Raw genomic sequence first — 15,241 nt, forward strand, 5'->3', positions numbered from 1 at the left:
TTTTATGGATGCACACATGACCATGCTACGAGGTTCACTAGCTGAAGCACAAATTCTAGATGACTTACTGCAACAGTTGAGAATGCACTAGCAGTGCTGCTTTCGGCGTTGCTGAGTAGAAGAATGATTTAGGCGGTTGCAGCCCTCACCCTAGCCCTCTCCCACGAGGAGAGGGAACAAGAACCTTAGTTTCTTCTCCCCGTGAGGAAGGGTTAAGGAGGGCAAGTTCATGCTTTTACGGATTAGAAGGAGCAGCGTCTGCGGGTGTAGGCTCTGGTGAAGGTTCAACAGGAGCGGGTGCAGGCTCGACCGGCGCGGGTGTAGGCTCTGGTGAAGGTTCAACAGGGGTAGGTTCTGCTGGGGGTTCAACAGGAGCAGGTTCGACCGGCGCGGGTGCAGGCTCTGGTGGAGGTTCAACAGGAGCAGGTGCAGGCTCCACAGGTGTAGGTGCAGCCGATGGAGATGCCGCAGGGGCTTCGGGTGCAGGAGCCGTTGTTGGACTGGGTTGAACAGGTTCCGTAGCGGATGCAGGCGGACGCTCTTGCTCGGCTTGACGCTGTATCCGTTCCCGCTCCAAACGTTCTTGTTCCGCAATCTGGGCTTCTCGTTCCGCACGTTGGGCAGCTTCTTGCCGGCGACGCTCGTCATTCTGACGCTGAAAGCTTGATCCCTCTTGTTCAGAAGTCACGCGAATACGTTGTCCTTGGAAACCTGATTCAGACGCTTCAAATCGTCGCCGTCTCAGGGCTTCTTCAGCTTTGCGATCGATCTCCGGGTTGCCGCTCGATCTCCGCAATCGAAGATTTGTCACATTGCCATCTTTGTCTACATCATACTCAAAGCGAGCCGTCCCTTCTGCCCCCAAGTATTCATCAAGATTACAGTTCTCTTTACATCGAGGTCGCTTTCTCCGACTTTGAGCAGGTCGATCGCCCTCTTCTCTGGGGGGTGCTTGTCGAATCGCAACAGGTTGCGGTGATGGGTTGGATTGTGGTTTACCTTGCTGTCCGGCTCCGGCTCCATTTCCAGTTCCATTGCCGTTGCCGTTACCAATTCCATTTCCACTGCCTTGATTGCCGATGCCATTTCCAGTTCCATTTCCCGCTCCATTTCCAGTTCCGTTTCCAGTTCCAGTGCTGGTTCCGCTTGTCGAACTACTGTTTGTTTGATTTGCGTTTGATTGAGCTGTAGCGTTTTGACCTTCTGGTTTTGTGCCAGATTGCGCCAATGGACTGGGAGAAGCCGTTGGGGTAGGAGAGGATGTTGGAGAAGCGCTAGGACTAGGAGAAGCGCTAGGACTAGGAGAAGCACTAGGACTGGGATCAGGGGTTGGGCTGGGATCAGGGGTTGGGCTAGGAGAAGGGGTTGGGCTAGGAGTTGGAAAGGGACGATCGTTTTCAACGACTTCGGGTTCTTCAACCGGAGTTGGCTCAACGATAGGTTCAGGGACAGGTTCAAGAATCGCCTGGGCAACCTCTACAGAGTTGGGGGGAGGAGCGCTTGGTTCTGGATTGAGCAGTGCAAACTGCTCAGAGCCACCACCGCTTCCTCCTGCATCTTGAGCCGTAGACTCAGCATTGTCGGGTTCTTCCTCTGCTTGATCCCCAGCAATAATTTCAATTTCGTCCTCCGCGATCGCAACCTCTGCCCCAGGCTTCCAAATCAATGCAAGCAAGGGGATCAAAAGAAGATGCGCGACGATCGCGCCAGTGAAGCTGAGGGGCAAAAACCGCTTCAGTCGTGTTGCTTCTTTCTGACGTTGTTCTGCAACTTCTGGAGCAAAATTCATAATCTATTGACAGCTAATTGCATCAGGGGATTCCATTCACTCAGGCTAATACTCGAGATGGCATCTGTCAATTGCTAATTTTCATAGTTTGGGAAGAAGCTCGATGCTGAAAATATTGAGTATAAACCTAACGTTTTAGCACTTTTTAGTGTGTAGCTTTAAGTTCAGCTCTTGAAAAGCACTTGACAATCATTTTCATTAGCTTTACGCTGACATCTGATATGAGTTTGGGTTTCTGTTTCTTCAGTCGGAAACCTCGGTACGATCGATTGCTAAAAATTTTCGTGAACTTGGGTTGGAGTTGTAGTGATGAGTGATGTGATTAACCTTTTGAAAGCAGGTGGAGTAGTGATGATTCCACTGCTGCTATTTTCTGTAACCGCGATCGGGTTGATCATTGAGCGATCGCGCTACTGGGGTCGCATCATCAAACGTCAGCCCAAGATGATGCAGCGCACATTGATGTTGTATCAGGAAAACGATGTGGCAGGCGCGATCGATACTCTGAAGAAAAACATTGATCTCCCTGCGGGTCGCATTTTGCTATCTGCTTTGTCGCTCGATCGTCCTACGCCTGAACAGTTTCGATTGGCAATGCAGGCGGAGGCACAGGCTGAAACTCCTGGTATGAAACGATTTACGAATCTGTTCGACATGATTGTTGGATTGTCGCCTTTGTTTGGATTGTTGGGAACGGTGACTGGATTGATCGTATCATTTGCGTCTTTGAATCTTGGAAATGTCGGAGGCAGTCAAACTGCTGGTGTTACAGGCGGGATCAGTGAAGCGCTTGTTTCGACTGCTTCAGGATTAGTCGTTGCAATTTTTAACTTTTTTGCAGTCGGTATCTTTCGAGGTTTTTTCACTCGCCAAACCGCTTTGATTCAAGAATATGCAAATCGTTTCGAGCTAATCTATAGCCGTCGTTACGAAGACGGTCGGATTTCACAACATTACTAATTATTTGCGCTCAAATCACTATGCTGTTTTCTGAAGATAACGACGTTCCAGCACAGATTAACATTGTTCCAATGATTGATGTTGTGTTTGCGTTACTAACATTTTTCATTATTTCTACATTGTTTCTGACTCGTTCTGAAGGTTTGCCTGTAAACTTGCCTCGTGCAGCAACTTCTAAAAGTCAGCAACAGACGAGAATTGCGGTGAGTGTTAAGCCTAGCGGAGAAATAGCACTGAACAAGCGATCGGTTCAGTTGTCTGAACTGCAAACAGGGGTTAGAACACTCATGCAAGCCAATCGGCAAGCAGTTGTTGTAATCAATGCCGACGAGAAGGTAGAACATGGTCAGATTGTTTCGGTGATGGATGAAATTCGCAAGATTGAAGGAGTCAAGATGGCGATCGCTACGAAGAAGAAATAGAAAAATTCACCACAATTTTGAATCAATCTTTTATGTCTTTACCCGCAGCGCTCGCAACTCGAAATCTCACCCTTGCTTACGATGGGACAGTTATTGTTAAGGATCTGACTCTAGCAATTCCCACAGGCAAAATTACCGCCTTGGTGGGTGCAAACGGATGCGGGAAATCTACGCTTCTACGAGGGCTAGCAAGACTATTAAAGCCTGTGAATGGAGCAGTTTATTTAGATAGCAAATCGATCTTCGGGCGATCGACCAAAGAAGTTGCTCAACAATTAGGACTGTTACCTCAAAATCCGATCGCGCCTGAAGGACTGACGGTTAAAGATTTAGTAGCTCAAGGACGCTATCCTTACCAAAACTGGCTGCAACAATGGTCTATTCAGGACGAAAAGATTGTGCAACAGGCACTAGAAACAACAGATCTCGTGGGGTTTAGCGATCGCGCTCTAGACACACTTTCGGGTGGGCAGCGACAACGCGCTTGGATTGCGATGGCACTCGCGCAAGATACGGATATTTTATTACTGGATGAACCTACTACCTTTCTGGATCTTGCTCATCAAATTGAAGTGTTAGATTTGCTATACAACCTGAATCAGCAGCAAGGAAGAACGATCGTCATGGTGCTGCATGATCTGAATCAAGCTTGTCGGTATGCAGATTATCTAGTTGCAGTCAAAGAAGGGAGAATCTTTGCAGCAGGCGATCCTAAGACTGTGATGACCGAGGAACTCGCTCAAGCTGTGTTCAATCTAGAGTGTCGGATTTTTGCAGATCCAATTTCAGGAACGCCACTGTGCATTCCTATCAGTCAGAAAGCAAAGGCGCGATCGTAGTTAGGCTTTTTCTCTGAGATGCAATCGATCAAGTCTTAGTTGATGTTGTACGTTAAAGAGCGTTCGGAATCCAAGTAAGACAATTCCAATCGTCGCGAGTCCAGTTCCGGCTGCGATCGCAAAAATCAACACAATCTGATAGCGTACTGCATCAGTTGGATTTGCGCCTGCAATAATCTGCCCGGTCATCATTCCGGGTAAGCTTACGGTTCCCATCACCATCATTTGATTGATTGTAGGAATCATCCCGGTTCTTAATGCTTCTTGAATTGTTTGCTGTGCAGCCTCCCATCGAGTCGCACCTAACGCTAACAAAGCTTCAATTTGATCTCGTCGAATAATCAAATCTTCAGTGAAGCGATCGAGTGCAAGGGATGCCCCGGTTAGTGCATTGCCCAGAATCATACCTAATATTGGGATCACATACTGTGGGTTATACCAAGGCTCAACTCTAATGATCCCAACTACAATCACGCCAATCATCAAGGCTGAGGAGGCAAAGATTGAGATGAAGCAATTCCAAAAGATTCCCCGATAGCGACGTTTAGTTCTTGCGATCGCAGATTGTCCCGCCAGAATCGTCATCATTAAAGTTACAGCTAATACGAGCCAGGGCGACTGTAGAGTAAAAATCCACTTGAGAACGTAGCCAATCAGCAAAAGTTGAACCGTCATCCGAACTGCCCCAATCCACAACTGCTTCTCTAGTCGCAGTTGTAGCGCGATTGACAAAACAACATTAATCACAATGAGTAAGGCTGCGATCGCGAGCTGTCCATTATTAATCGGAACATAAGAAGTCGTCATTAGCAGCTCAGGTAAGCAGTTCTCGTTGCAGTTAGGTTTATGCTTGAAGTTCTCTTAACCAAGCTTCTAAGTCAGCCACGGATGAGAAGTCAAGTAAAGCTTCACTGAGGTCTTCAAGCAACGGCAACGATAAGGCTGCAATCTGCGATCGTAGTTCTTCAGAAAAGTCCTGCCCAAACCGCCGAGTTAGCTGTCGAGTAATCAGGGCGATCGCCTCTTGCCCGCGCACCTCTTCCCGTCCTTCTTCCCGTCCTTCTTCCTTAGCTTCCCGAATTGCTCTTGGCTCTTTGGTTAAATCTAATCCCAACATAGCTCTAATCTCCGATCGACTTAAGTTCGTAAATTTATACACTAGAATTGAGGTCACAATATCTATTATGTCTCGTCTTTCTGTTGCCGTGAAGTCCTCCATCTCTGCCCGTGCAATCAGACCTCTCGCTACTTCTGGCGCTTCATCTTCCTTCAAGATTGTTAATACGAGTGCGCTCACAGTCACAGGTAAGGATCTCACATCGCCCAATTCATTCAAAAACACTCGATACACCTGATCCCCGTTTAACAGAGAACGATGCGGATACAGCTTACTTTGCTCTGTTGCGCGAGTCGGATAGATAATCACTGCTTGCCAATCTGAGAACTGAGCGCTATTCCTGTAGAAGTACAATGCCGATTCGCTAAACAACCGTTCGTACAGTTCATCGTCTTTCTGCATTTGCACCTCACAGAAATAGACGGTTCCAGGCCCTCCGGTTTCAGGCAGCAAAAACACACCGTCAATCTCAAACTTTGGCTCCTTAACGGCGACTGATTCAAATCGATAATCAGCCGCATTGTTGGGCTTATTCCCAATCAGATCAAAGAGCAAGTCGGGAGAACGTTGAAAGAGCTTGTAAAACAGCGGATCGCGTCGCATTACATTGTGCGAAAAACAATAAGGTCAAGTGTACTGTAAATATCCCCCTGCTACAAACGATCGAGCCTCAATCTGCGATCGGTCATTCGGCTTAGTTGCTCTGGATCATGGCTTGTCCAGAAATACGATCGCATTGGGTCTTCCTGTTGCCAAAATTGTACAAGCTGCTCGAATTGTTGCTCAGTCTGTGCATCGAGGGAAGCGGTCGGTTCATCAAATAACAACACAGTCGGAGAACACAGCAAGGCACGCAGAAAAGCTGCAATCTGAGATTCTCCGCCTGAAAGGGCATGAATGGGGCGGTTGAGAAAATCTGCGGATCGTCCTAAGCTCGATAGATACTTCAGGATGCGATCGCGCTCAAGAGGATAAGGTTTCAGTGATTGGTGCACTGACATTTTATAGATTGCTTGTAAGTTCTGTTCGACTGTTCCTTCTAGTAGTGCGGGGCGTTGATGTAGGTAAAGAACTTGAGTGCGATAGCGAGGAATAAACCAATCGGACAAGTTCTTACCTTGAAATAAAACACTTCCGGCTTGAATTGGATCAAGGGCTGCGATCGCTCTTAGTAACAATGTCTTTCCGGTTCCGGCAGCACCCGCGATCGCGCACCTTTCTCCTGGATGCAACTCGAAATTAAGATGCTTCCAAATCCACTTCTCTTCAACTTGTCGCCCTAAATTTTGAAGAACTAACAAACGAGCTTCTATCGACACGCCAGCTTTAACTATACAAAACATCGCGTCCAAAAATGAACGGAAGTAGAACTATTCTTGATCGTCCATAGAGTATAGCCCTCTCTAAATGCGATCGCGCTTTACAACCCAGTCCATGATCTCACTTAGCTCGAATGATACTTTTGATCAGCCGTTGCCTTTTACACATAACCCAGTACAATTAGGACTTATTTGCATTAAGAGTCCCTCTTGCAATGACTTCTGCCTCATCTAAAGCCTTCAAACAACCGCTACTATCTTTATTAGGACTTGGTTTGGGTGCGATCGTCCTGCTAATTGTTCTAATTTACAGTGTCACGCTTGGCGCGAGAGATATTCCACTGCGAACGATTCTGGAATCCTTCACGACTTTCGATTACTCGTTTGATCATCTAGTGATTCAAACGATCAGATTGCCGCGATCGCTCATCGCAATGTCAGTGGGTGCGGCTCTTGCTGTTTCTGGTGCATTAATGCAGGGCTTAACCCGCAATCCACTAGCAGAAACTGGAATCTTAGGAATTGAAGCTGGCGGCGCTCTAGCAGTTGTGATCACATTGTTTATTTTTGGGAGTTCGTCGCTGACGATTTACGCAGGGGTGGCATTTTTGGGAGCCGCGATCGCTGCCGTACTTGTCTACTTGCTCGGTGCTCTCGGACGCGGTGGTGCAACTCCCTTGAATCTTACTGTTGCGGGTGCAGCAATGACCGCATTGATTTCTTCGATCACGACTGCGGTTCTGATTGTGAGTCAACGGACGCTTGAAGAGATTCGCTTCTGGTTAGCGGGATCACTAGCAGGACGGGATTTTGAACTATTTCTGCAAGTGCTCCCGTTTCTAGGCACAGGATTAGTTCTAGCATTTCTATTAGGTAGACAGATCACGACGATTAGCTTAGGGGAAGACATTGCGACGAGCTTAGGTCAGCAAACCATTTGGGTAAAGCTATTAGCGGCGACGAGTGTGGTTCTCTTGGCAGGAAGTTCAGTTGCGATCGCAGGCCCCATCGGCTTTGTCGGCTTAGTGGTTCCTCATATGGTGCGCTTCTTCATCAAAACAGACTATCGTTGGATCTTGCCGTATTCCGCGATCGCAGGCGCAATTTTATTGTTACTCTCAGACATTGCAGCGCGAGTTGTGTTGAAACCCCAAGAACTACCAGTGGGTGTGATGACTGCAATCGTGGGTGCACCGTTCTTTGTCTATCTTGCAAAAGTGAAGGTGAAAAAATGAGCGATTGGCGTTCTCCGGTGCTATCGTTTCGCCTCGATCAACGAGTGCCCGCGATTGCAGCTCTGCTCTTAGCACTTGGCTTGGCGGCGATTGTTCTTAATGTGGGACGAGGGGAATACCCGATCGCAGTTCTAGATATTGTCAAAACCTTGTTTGGCATCAATACAGGCAATCCAGATCATGCATTTGTGATTCACACCCTACGGTTGCCCCGAACATTAGTTGCTTTCATGGTTGGGGTTGCTCTTGCTATCTCCGGTGCAATCTTTCAAGGGCTAACGCGCAATCCACTGGCTGACCCAAGCATTATTGGCATCAATACTGGAGCAAGTTTAGCTGCTGTCTCTGTAATTGTTTTGTTTCCAAGTGCGCCAGTCTATGCCCTGCCGTTTTCTGCATTTACGGGTGCAGCACTGATGGCAGCCTTAATCTACGGATTAGCCTGGAATCGGGGAAGTTCTCCAATTTTACTGATTTTGATGGGAATTGGACTATCTGCGATCGCAAGCGCATTCACGAGTTTACTGATTACTTTTGGCTCAATCCATGATGTGAGTCAAGCTTTAGTCTGGTTAGCAGGGAGCGTTTACGGTCGTACCTGGGAACAAGCGATCGCGCTACTTCCGTGGCTCGTTATCTTTGTCCCGATCGCGTTTGGCTTGGCAAGACATCTGAATGTATTGAACTTAGGAGAAGACATTGCGAAAGGGCTAGGGAGCCGGGTGGAATGGCATCGAGGATTACTGGTGATTGTTGCGGTTGCTTTGGCGGGAGCAGCAGTGGCGACAGCAGGATCGATCGGATTTGTTGGGCTAATTGCTCCTCATTTAGGACGACAGATTGTTGGGAGTCGACATGAAGGGCTACTGCCGATTTCTGCCTTAATAGGGGGCGTGATTGTTGTTTTGGCTGATTTTGTCGGTAGAGCTGCGTTTGCTCCGATTGAGCTTCCTTGTGGAGTCGTGACGGCTGCGATCGGTGCTCCTTTCTTTCTCTACCTTTTGATTCGCAAACGTCAAGGATCGTGAGAATAGGACATTACTGCTACTGGATTGCGGTATCTCAATTTATGTCGATCGCACAGCGACTTTTCGTTCCATTGCTTGCAATCTCGCTCCAACACACCGCCAAAATTTCTGAATTTCTTGACTCGTTGCTTGGGCTTGACAGTGATGAAAGAAGTGCGATCCGATCGGTGCTGTCCAAATCATGTCTCCTGGTTTAAACTCATCGATCCACTCGTACAGATTTGGGAGTGAGATTAACGGATCAGTCTTACTTCCGCAGATCATTAATGGAACTGATACTCCTCCTCTTGGTAACGTTGAGAGTTTAAACAATGAGTGGATTGAGGGTGATTCATCTAAGTCCCTTGCGAACAGTGTCACCATGTGTTTCAGTGGATACGGAAGGTGATTACCAAATAGGCTCCGAACTGATTGAGCTAAGATCTGCGTTTGACTATAAGGCAGCATTTGACGTTGAATGTAGTAGTAAGCTTGCCAAGTAGTTGCAGGCTGTGCTCCGACTGCTAGTAAGGTTAACGATCGTACTTTTTCTGGATGCCGACGGGCATAAGTCAGCCCAATCACTCCGCCCATTCCATGACCTGCGAGATGAATCGAACGATCGAAGGTCTGCAAATATTCATGTAAAAGCTCAACTGCTCGATCGAGGCAGCTTGCTTCATCCTGCGTTTGTTGATATTCCCAGAGTCCAATCCGGACTTGCTGGGATAGCTCTTGCAGCAAAGCACGATCGAAGATTTTTAAGCTCGGACTCGAACTGAGCCACAACACATCAAGCTGAATCGCTTCTGCGATCGTTTGAGTATTGCCGGTCTGAGTCCCCCGAAATAAACCAATTCTGGACATTCTTACTGTTTCTCCAGTCAATACAATCGTTCTCGATTTGATCTTCTCTTTTTGAGACTTATAGTCAATAAGATTAAGAAGAATCGTACCACACTTAATAGAAGTAGTTATAGAAATAGTTTCTATTAAGTTTCATTAGTTGCATTGCTCATTCGTAGGCTTGACTCTAAAACCCATATCTTGTGGATTTTACAGAATTATTCTATTTTCTTAGTAACATTTCTTAATTAAAGCTATTGATATTAACTATCAATAGCTTGATAAAATAATTTCATCATTTACTGAGACTCATAATCAATAAGTTTCAAACGCTCACGGGATGTGTGTACGGTTGAACGAGATCACTTGCTTTGAGCGTTGGGATGACGATCGACAATGTGACAAACAAGCAATGTGACAAACAAGCCAATCAAAACGATGATGCCTTCCGCAGAATCTTGCCAATCTGCTCTAGCTTGTGGGACAAAGAATCGCTTTCAACAACGGCGGGAGTTTGCATTTGAACCTCCTTAAAATGTCTGAACTTTTCACCCAGTAATTCAGAGAATTTTGACCAACGACCCTCTATAGAATCATTTGTTTGAGCCGCGATCGCCTAATCCTCGTATCGAGCAACTTCAGCATGATTGAGGGTTGCCACTAGAGAAACGCTGTCAATGATGTTTCCAACCTTGCTTGGAAACAAGAATTGCTCAAAAAATTGTGCCCAGAAATTGTGCCCAGCTACAGCCTCGTGTTCGCCGAAGTTACCTACTCCGATAGATGCACTGACTAATCAAGCGTCTCACTGTAGGGGCAGTCTTACTTTACGCTCTATGACTCGCCCTGATCTTCCTCCTCCACTGAAGCAATCTGCACAGCAAACCCTGCATCATCCTGGATTTGAAAAGCTTGCTCGGCTTGGCTACACTGCTAAAGGAATTGTTTATTTTGTTGTGGGATTGTTAGCAGCACAAGCTGCGATTGGTGCGGGAGGACGAACCACCGACACGAGTGGGGCATTGCAAGAGATCGTGGTGCAGCCGTTTGGCAAGCTGCTTCTAAGTCTCGTTGCGATCGGCATTGTCGGTTATGTATTGTGGCGGTTTGCCCAAGCAATCTTTGATCCAGAACACGAGGGCAGTTCCCATTCTGCAAAACGGATTGTTAAACGAATTGGATATTTGTTTAGCGCGATCGCCTATTCAGGACTGGCGCTGACTGCTCTTAATCTGATTCTAGGAACAGGCGGAGCAGACGGAAAAGCATCCCAAGATTGGACAGAACTTGTGCTGGCTCAACCGTTAGGACAATGGCTAGTTGGCTTGGCAGGTACGATCGTAGTGGGAGTCGGCTTATCGCACTTTTATCAGGCGTATACGGCAAAATTTCAGCGTCATTTTAAGCTAGATCAGATGCGGTTATCGGAGCGCAAATGGGCAAAGCGAGTCGGACAATTTGGCACTGCCGCACGGGGCGTAGTTTTTTGTGTGATTGGACTGTTTGTGATCATTGCGGCTTGGCAGTCTGATGCAACTGAGGTTAGAGGACTAGGGGAAGCATTAGCCGTCCTAGCCCAGCAGCCTTATGGGACTTGGATTTTAGGAATTGTGGCCTTGGGTTTGATTGCTTATAGCATTTACTCTCTAATCGAAGCTCGATATCGACGACTCATACAGGATTAGTAGAAAAGGTCGCACCCAAGCTGAGCTTGGATACTCTGTGTGAAGTGATGCAGCAACCTTTAAGGACACAGCAAGCGAGCCAACTGCTTGCTGTGTCTAGAGTACCGGTCGATTTTAGTACGAGGCGATCGCTTAATTGTCACTCCGGTACTTCCCGTTTGATGAAATGGCACATTAAACTGAAGGTACTTACCTCATCCTTTTAAGAAAAGTTGATGCCAAAAACTGCTGATGTTTCATCAAATATTATTGTTGCGGGCTTTCACGCGCTGTCTGATCCCTTGCGCGTTCAAGTGTTGGATCTCTTGCGCGATCGTGAACTGTGTGTTTGCGATCTGTGCGAGGCGTTAGACGTAAGCCAATCGAAACTCTCCTTTCATCTCAAGACTCTGAAAGAGGCACAACTGGTTCAGGCACGGCAAGAGGGACGCTGGATTTACTACAGCCTGAATCTGACACAATTTATCGTGCTAGAGCAGTATCTCGCGGAATTCCGCCGCTTTAGCCCGGTTCTTCCCGTGCGGAAATGTCGGGATGAGGAATAGTCCATCAATTCCTTCATATAATGTCGAATGTTTTGCAGAACACTTGAAACCATCAAGATTTTTTGAAATGATGAGTGCATTCCTCATTCAACCAATGGTGGATGCACTATGACCCTTCAAACATCCATTCCCTTTAAACGCCTGCTAGGCACTTGCGTCGTATTGACCCTTGGGATTTCAGGTTGCACCTCGAATCCAACCGCTAACTCTAACCCATTCCAAGCCACGACTGCACCTCAAGATATTACCAATCCAGCGATTCCTTCCTATCCGGGCATTAAGATTGATGGATCGAGTACCGTGTTTCCGATCTCCCGATTGATAGTGAAAGAGTACCGTCAAGCAAAGGGTGACAAAGCAGGTCAGATTGAGATTCAGTTTTCTGGCACAGGGGGCGGCTTTAAAAAATTCTGCGCGGGTCAAACCGATATTAATAATGCCTCTCGCCCGATTCTGAAAGCAGAAATGCAGGCTTGTGGAAAAGCAGGAGTCCGATTCTATGAACTACCGATCGCGTTTGATGCGCTCACGATCGCAGTTAATCCTCAGAACACGTGGGCAAAAGACATCACGGCCGAACAGACTATACCGCGAGTGAAGATGACAACGAGTTAGTTGTGGGTGTGAGCAAAGATCCAGATGCACTCGGCTACTTTGGGCTTTCCTACTATGAAGCGAAGCAAAATGAACTAAAAGCCTTGGCAATAGATGACAGAAAAGGTAGAGGGGCAATTTTACCGTCCCGCGAAGCGGTTGAAAAAGTGCAGTATCGCCCGTTCTCTCGCCCTTTGTTCATCTACGTCAATATCACCGCAGCCCAACAGAAGCCAGAACTCCAAGCTTTTGTTGAGTACTATCTCAAGAATGCTAAGAATCTAGTCACACAAGTCGGCTACATTCCCTTACCGGATGAGGGATATCGATTGACCAACCTCCATTTCTATCAGGGTAAGGTTGGGACAGTGTTTGAGGGATTGCCTCAGCCTGACTTAACGATCGCTGAACTGTTACGGAAGCAAGCCGTGTTCTAAAGTCTGCCTTAATCGAGCGCTGGTGTAGTTTCTCAAAAACGTATCAATTTTTTTTAGAGGATTATCTAGAAAATTGCTGTATTTCAGCACCCGTTTGATCTATAGTGAGATTCATATCAAATTAATTTGATATGAATCTGCAATTTCTCAAAATAAAGCCATGACTATACGGGTTGGAATCAATGGGTTCGGGCGGATTGGACGACTAGATTTTCGCGCCGCTTGGGGGTGGTCAGAATTCGAGTTTGTTCACATCAATGAAGTGAAAGGTGGTGCAGAAACGGCAGCTCATCTGCTGAAATTCGACTCGGTACATGGGCGTTGGACACCGGACGTGGAAGCTGGAGACGATCGCATTCTGATCGATGGCAAACCCGTCACGTTCAGCGAATCTGCTAAACCTGGCGATGTGCCCTGGGAAGATTACGGCGTTGACATTGTTCTAGAATGCTCTGGCAAGTTTCGCACCCCGGAAACGCTCGATCCCTATTTCAAGCGTGGTGTGAAAAAGGTGATTGTGGCGGCTCCAGTCAAACAAGGCGCACTCAACATTGTTATGGGCATCAATGATCATCTGTATCAGCCCAACGAACATCACCTGCTGACGGCGGCTTCTTGTACTACAAACTGTCTAGCTCCCGTTGTGAAAGTGATCCATGAAGGGTTAGGCATCAAGCATGGCATCATTACGACGATTCACGACAATACGAACACTCAAACGATCGTCGATGCCCCTCACAAAGATTTGCGTCGAGCAAGAGCAACCAGCCTATCGCTCATCCCGACGACAACAGGGTCAGCAACGGCGATCGGGCTTATCTACCCTGAACTTAATGGCAAGCTCAATGGTTTAGCCGTTCGAGTGCCATTACTCAATGCGTCGCTGACCGATTGTGTGTTTGAAGTGGAAAGACCTACCACGATCGCAGAAGTGAATCAACTCCTAAAAGAAGCCTCGGAAGGCGCGTTAAAAGGCATTTTGGGATACGAAGAACGTCCACTCGTATCGATCGATTACAAAGACGATCCCCGCTCCTCGATCATTGATGCTCTCTCGACAATGGTTGTCGATCAAACACAGGTGAAAATCCTGGCGTGGTACGACAACGAATGGGGCTACTCGAACCGCATGGTTGAACTCGCTCGAAAAGTTGCACTGAGTCTGAACTAACCTTATGTCCTCTACAACCGCATCTAATGCCAATCTCAAAAACTATATTCTCGTAACGCTTGCTTACTGGGGCTTTACGATTACCGATGGTGCGCTCAGACTGTTAGTGCTGCTCTATTTTTATGAAATTGGTTACTCGTCTTTACAAGTTGCATTCCTATTCTTGTTTTACGAAGTGTTTGGCGTGGTCACGAATTTCTTTGGGGGTTGGATTGGCTCTCGGCTAGGTCTAAAAGCGACGCTTTACACTGGGATTGGACTGCAAATCTTCGCGCTGATGATGTTGTCGTTTCTCGATCGCAGTTGGGCACAGTGGTTTGCGATCTCTTACGTCATGATGTCTCAGGCATTTTCCGGAATTGCGAAAGATTTGACTAAGCTCAGTTCCAAAAGTGCAATTCGGTTAGTCGTCCCCCAAGATGCCCAATCCTCGCTCTTCAAATGGGTTGCAATTCTCACCGGATCGAAAAATGCGCTCAAAGGGGCAGGGTTTTTCTTAGGAGCCGCATTACTGGCTTCGATCGGCTTTGTGCATTCCCTATGGCTAATGGCAGGTGGACTGTTTGTGTTGATGTTCACCGGATTGTTGCTGCCGAGTGGCATGGGCAAAATTAAGGGCAAGGTGAAGTTCACGCAGCTATTTTCCAAGAGTCGCGAAATCAACGTTCTGTCAGCTGCACGATTCTTTCTGTTTGGCTCTCGTGATGTTTGGTTTGTGGTGGGCTTACCTGTGTTTCTGCGCGGGCCGCTGGGGTGGTCGTTCTACCAGGTTGGCGGATTCATGGCAATGTGGGTGATTGGCTATGGCATCATTCAATCCTCTGCACCGACCTTGATCAAACGATTTGGATCAGGTCGCCCGCCCTCGACCAGCACGATTCGGTTTTGGACATTGGCCTTAACGATCGTGCCTGTATTGATTGCGATCGCGCTAGCGGCTGGAGTGAATCCAAACTATGCGATCGTCGGTGGATTGATGATTTTTGGTGTCGTTTTTGCCTTCAATTCAGCCGTTCATTCTTACTTGGTTCTGGCGTATACCGATGATGACAAAGTAGCCCTGAACGTTGGCTTTTACTACATGGCAAACTCTGGAGGGCGATTAGCAGGAACCGTTTTATCAGGGCTAATCTATCAAAGCTTTGGGCTGATCGGTTGCCTGTGGACTTCGGCAGTGTTTGTTCTAGCTGCCGCCTTAATTTCTCTCAAATTACCCACGCCCCAGCCAAGTAAAGCGATTGCCTGGAAAGCGAAAGACGGAGATTAACGCAATGT

The 15,241-nt window shown here is 47.3% G+C and carries 15 protein-coding genes and 1 pseudogene; 11 read left to right on the forward strand and 5 right to left on the reverse strand.

The annotated features are described in order from the left end of the window. Nucleotides 1-235 precede the first annotated feature (235 nt). The gene (locus NC981_RS25235) at nucleotides 236-1,789 is read right to left on the reverse strand and encodes a TonB family protein (protein ID WP_348245541.1); all 1,554 of its coding nucleotides are present in this window, start codon (nucleotides 1,787-1,789) and stop codon (nucleotides 236-238) included. Between the two features lie 309 nt (nucleotides 1,790-2,098). Between NC981_RS25235 and NC981_RS25240 the strand changes: the two genes are divergently transcribed. Genes NC981_RS25240 through NC981_RS25250 form a run of 3 tightly spaced genes read left to right on the forward strand, consistent with a single transcriptional unit; the run spans nucleotide 2,099 to nucleotide 4,010 of the window. Next, a complete protein-coding gene (locus NC981_RS25240; protein ID WP_348245542.1) occupies nucleotides 2,099-2,749 on the forward strand; it encodes a MotA/TolQ/ExbB proton channel family protein in 651 nt (216 codons plus the stop codon). A 20-nt stretch (nucleotides 2,750-2,769) separates the two neighbouring features. Then, nucleotides 2,770-3,171 carry a biopolymer transporter ExbD gene (locus NC981_RS25245; protein WP_348245543.1) on the forward strand — a complete coding sequence of 134 codons (402 nt, stop codon included), beginning with the start codon at nucleotides 2,770-2,772 and terminating at the stop codon, nucleotides 3,169-3,171. 32 nt (nucleotides 3,172-3,203) lie between these two features. Then, a complete protein-coding gene (locus tag NC981_RS25250; RefSeq protein WP_348245544.1) occupies nucleotides 3,204-4,010 on the forward strand; it encodes an ABC transporter ATP-binding protein in 807 nt (268 codons plus the stop codon). On the opposite strand, the gene fetB is transcribed toward NC981_RS25250, so the two are convergent. The 3 genes from fetB to NC981_RS25265 are packed head-to-tail and all read right to left on the reverse strand — an operon-like array spanning nucleotide 4,011 to nucleotide 6,470. After that, on the reverse strand, nucleotides 4,011-4,817 hold the full coding sequence (fetB, locus tag NC981_RS25255) for an iron export ABC transporter permease subunit FetB (protein ID WP_348245545.1): 807 nt from the start codon (nucleotides 4,815-4,817) through the stop codon (nucleotides 4,011-4,013). It lies immediately after the preceding gene. Nucleotides 4,818-4,854: 37 nt separating this feature from the next. Continuing rightward, the gene (locus NC981_RS25260; RefSeq protein WP_348245546.1) at nucleotides 4,855-5,730 is read right to left on the reverse strand and encodes an Rpn family recombination-promoting nuclease/putative transposase; all 876 of its coding nucleotides are present in this window, start codon (nucleotides 5,728-5,730) and stop codon (nucleotides 4,855-4,857) included. 50 nt (nucleotides 5,731-5,780) lie between these two features. After that, entirely contained in the window at nucleotides 5,781-6,470 is a 690-nt protein-coding gene (locus tag NC981_RS25265; protein ID WP_348245547.1) for an ATP-binding cassette domain-containing protein, read from the reverse strand. 191 nt (nucleotides 6,471-6,661) lie between these two features. On the opposite strand from NC981_RS25265, the gene NC981_RS25270 reads away from it, so the two are divergent. Continuing rightward, nucleotides 6,662-7,681 carry an iron ABC transporter permease gene (locus tag NC981_RS25270; protein WP_348245548.1) on the forward strand — a complete coding sequence of 340 codons (1,020 nt, stop codon included), beginning with the start codon at nucleotides 6,662-6,664 and terminating at the stop codon, nucleotides 7,679-7,681. Further along, on the forward strand, nucleotides 7,678-8,709 hold the full coding sequence (locus NC981_RS25275; RefSeq protein WP_348245549.1) for an iron ABC transporter permease: 1,032 nt from the start codon (nucleotides 7,678-7,680) through the stop codon (nucleotides 8,707-8,709). Before NC981_RS25270 ends, NC981_RS25275 begins: the two co-directional genes overlap by 4 nt. 39 nt (nucleotides 8,710-8,748) lie before the next feature. On the opposite strand, the gene NC981_RS25280 is transcribed toward NC981_RS25275, so the two are convergent. After that, nucleotides 8,749-9,555 (reverse strand): alpha/beta fold hydrolase, encoded by an 807-nt coding sequence (locus NC981_RS25280; RefSeq protein WP_348245550.1) that lies wholly within the window; start codon nucleotides 9,553-9,555, stop codon nucleotides 8,749-8,751. A gap of 362 nt (nucleotides 9,556-9,917) precedes the next feature. On the opposite strand from NC981_RS25280, the gene NC981_RS25285 reads away from it, so the two are divergent. The 6 genes and pseudogenes from NC981_RS25285 to arsJ all read left to right on the forward strand — a co-directional run bounded on the left by NC981_RS25285 (nucleotide 9,918) and on the right by arsJ (nucleotide 15,233). Further along, nucleotides 9,918-10,058 (forward strand): hypothetical protein, encoded by a 141-nt coding sequence (locus NC981_RS25285; RefSeq protein WP_348245551.1) that lies wholly within the window; start codon nucleotides 9,918-9,920, stop codon nucleotides 10,056-10,058. 312 nt (nucleotides 10,059-10,370) lie between these two features. After that, a complete protein-coding gene (locus NC981_RS25290) occupies nucleotides 10,371-11,219 on the forward strand; it encodes a DUF1206 domain-containing protein (RefSeq protein ID WP_348245552.1) in 849 nt (282 codons plus the stop codon). Between the two features lie 215 nt (nucleotides 11,220-11,434). After that, complete coding sequence (locus NC981_RS25295; protein ID WP_348245553.1) at nucleotides 11,435-11,764, forward strand: metalloregulator ArsR/SmtB family transcription factor; 330 nt, start codon at nucleotides 11,435-11,437, stop codon at nucleotides 11,762-11,764. Nucleotides 11,765-11,872: 108 nt separating this feature from the next. Then, nucleotides 11,873-12,795: pseudogene (locus tag NC981_RS25300) on the forward strand (substrate-binding domain-containing protein). 160 nt (nucleotides 12,796-12,955) lie between these two features. Further along, entirely contained in the window at nucleotides 12,956-13,966 is a 1,011-nt protein-coding gene (locus NC981_RS25305; protein ID WP_348245554.1) for an ArsJ-associated glyceraldehyde-3-phosphate dehydrogenase, read from the forward strand. Nucleotides 13,967-13,970: 4 nt separating this feature from the next. Then, complete coding sequence (gene arsJ, locus NC981_RS25310; RefSeq protein WP_348245555.1) at nucleotides 13,971-15,233, forward strand: organoarsenical effux MFS transporter ArsJ; 1,263 nt, start codon at nucleotides 13,971-13,973, stop codon at nucleotides 15,231-15,233. The last annotated feature ends 8 nt before the right edge of the window (nucleotides 15,234-15,241 follow it).

Source organism: Leptolyngbya sp. DQ-M1 (assembly GCF_039962505.1).
Lineage (GTDB): Bacteria > Cyanobacteriota > Cyanobacteriia > Leptolyngbyales > Leptolyngbyaceae > Leptolyngbya.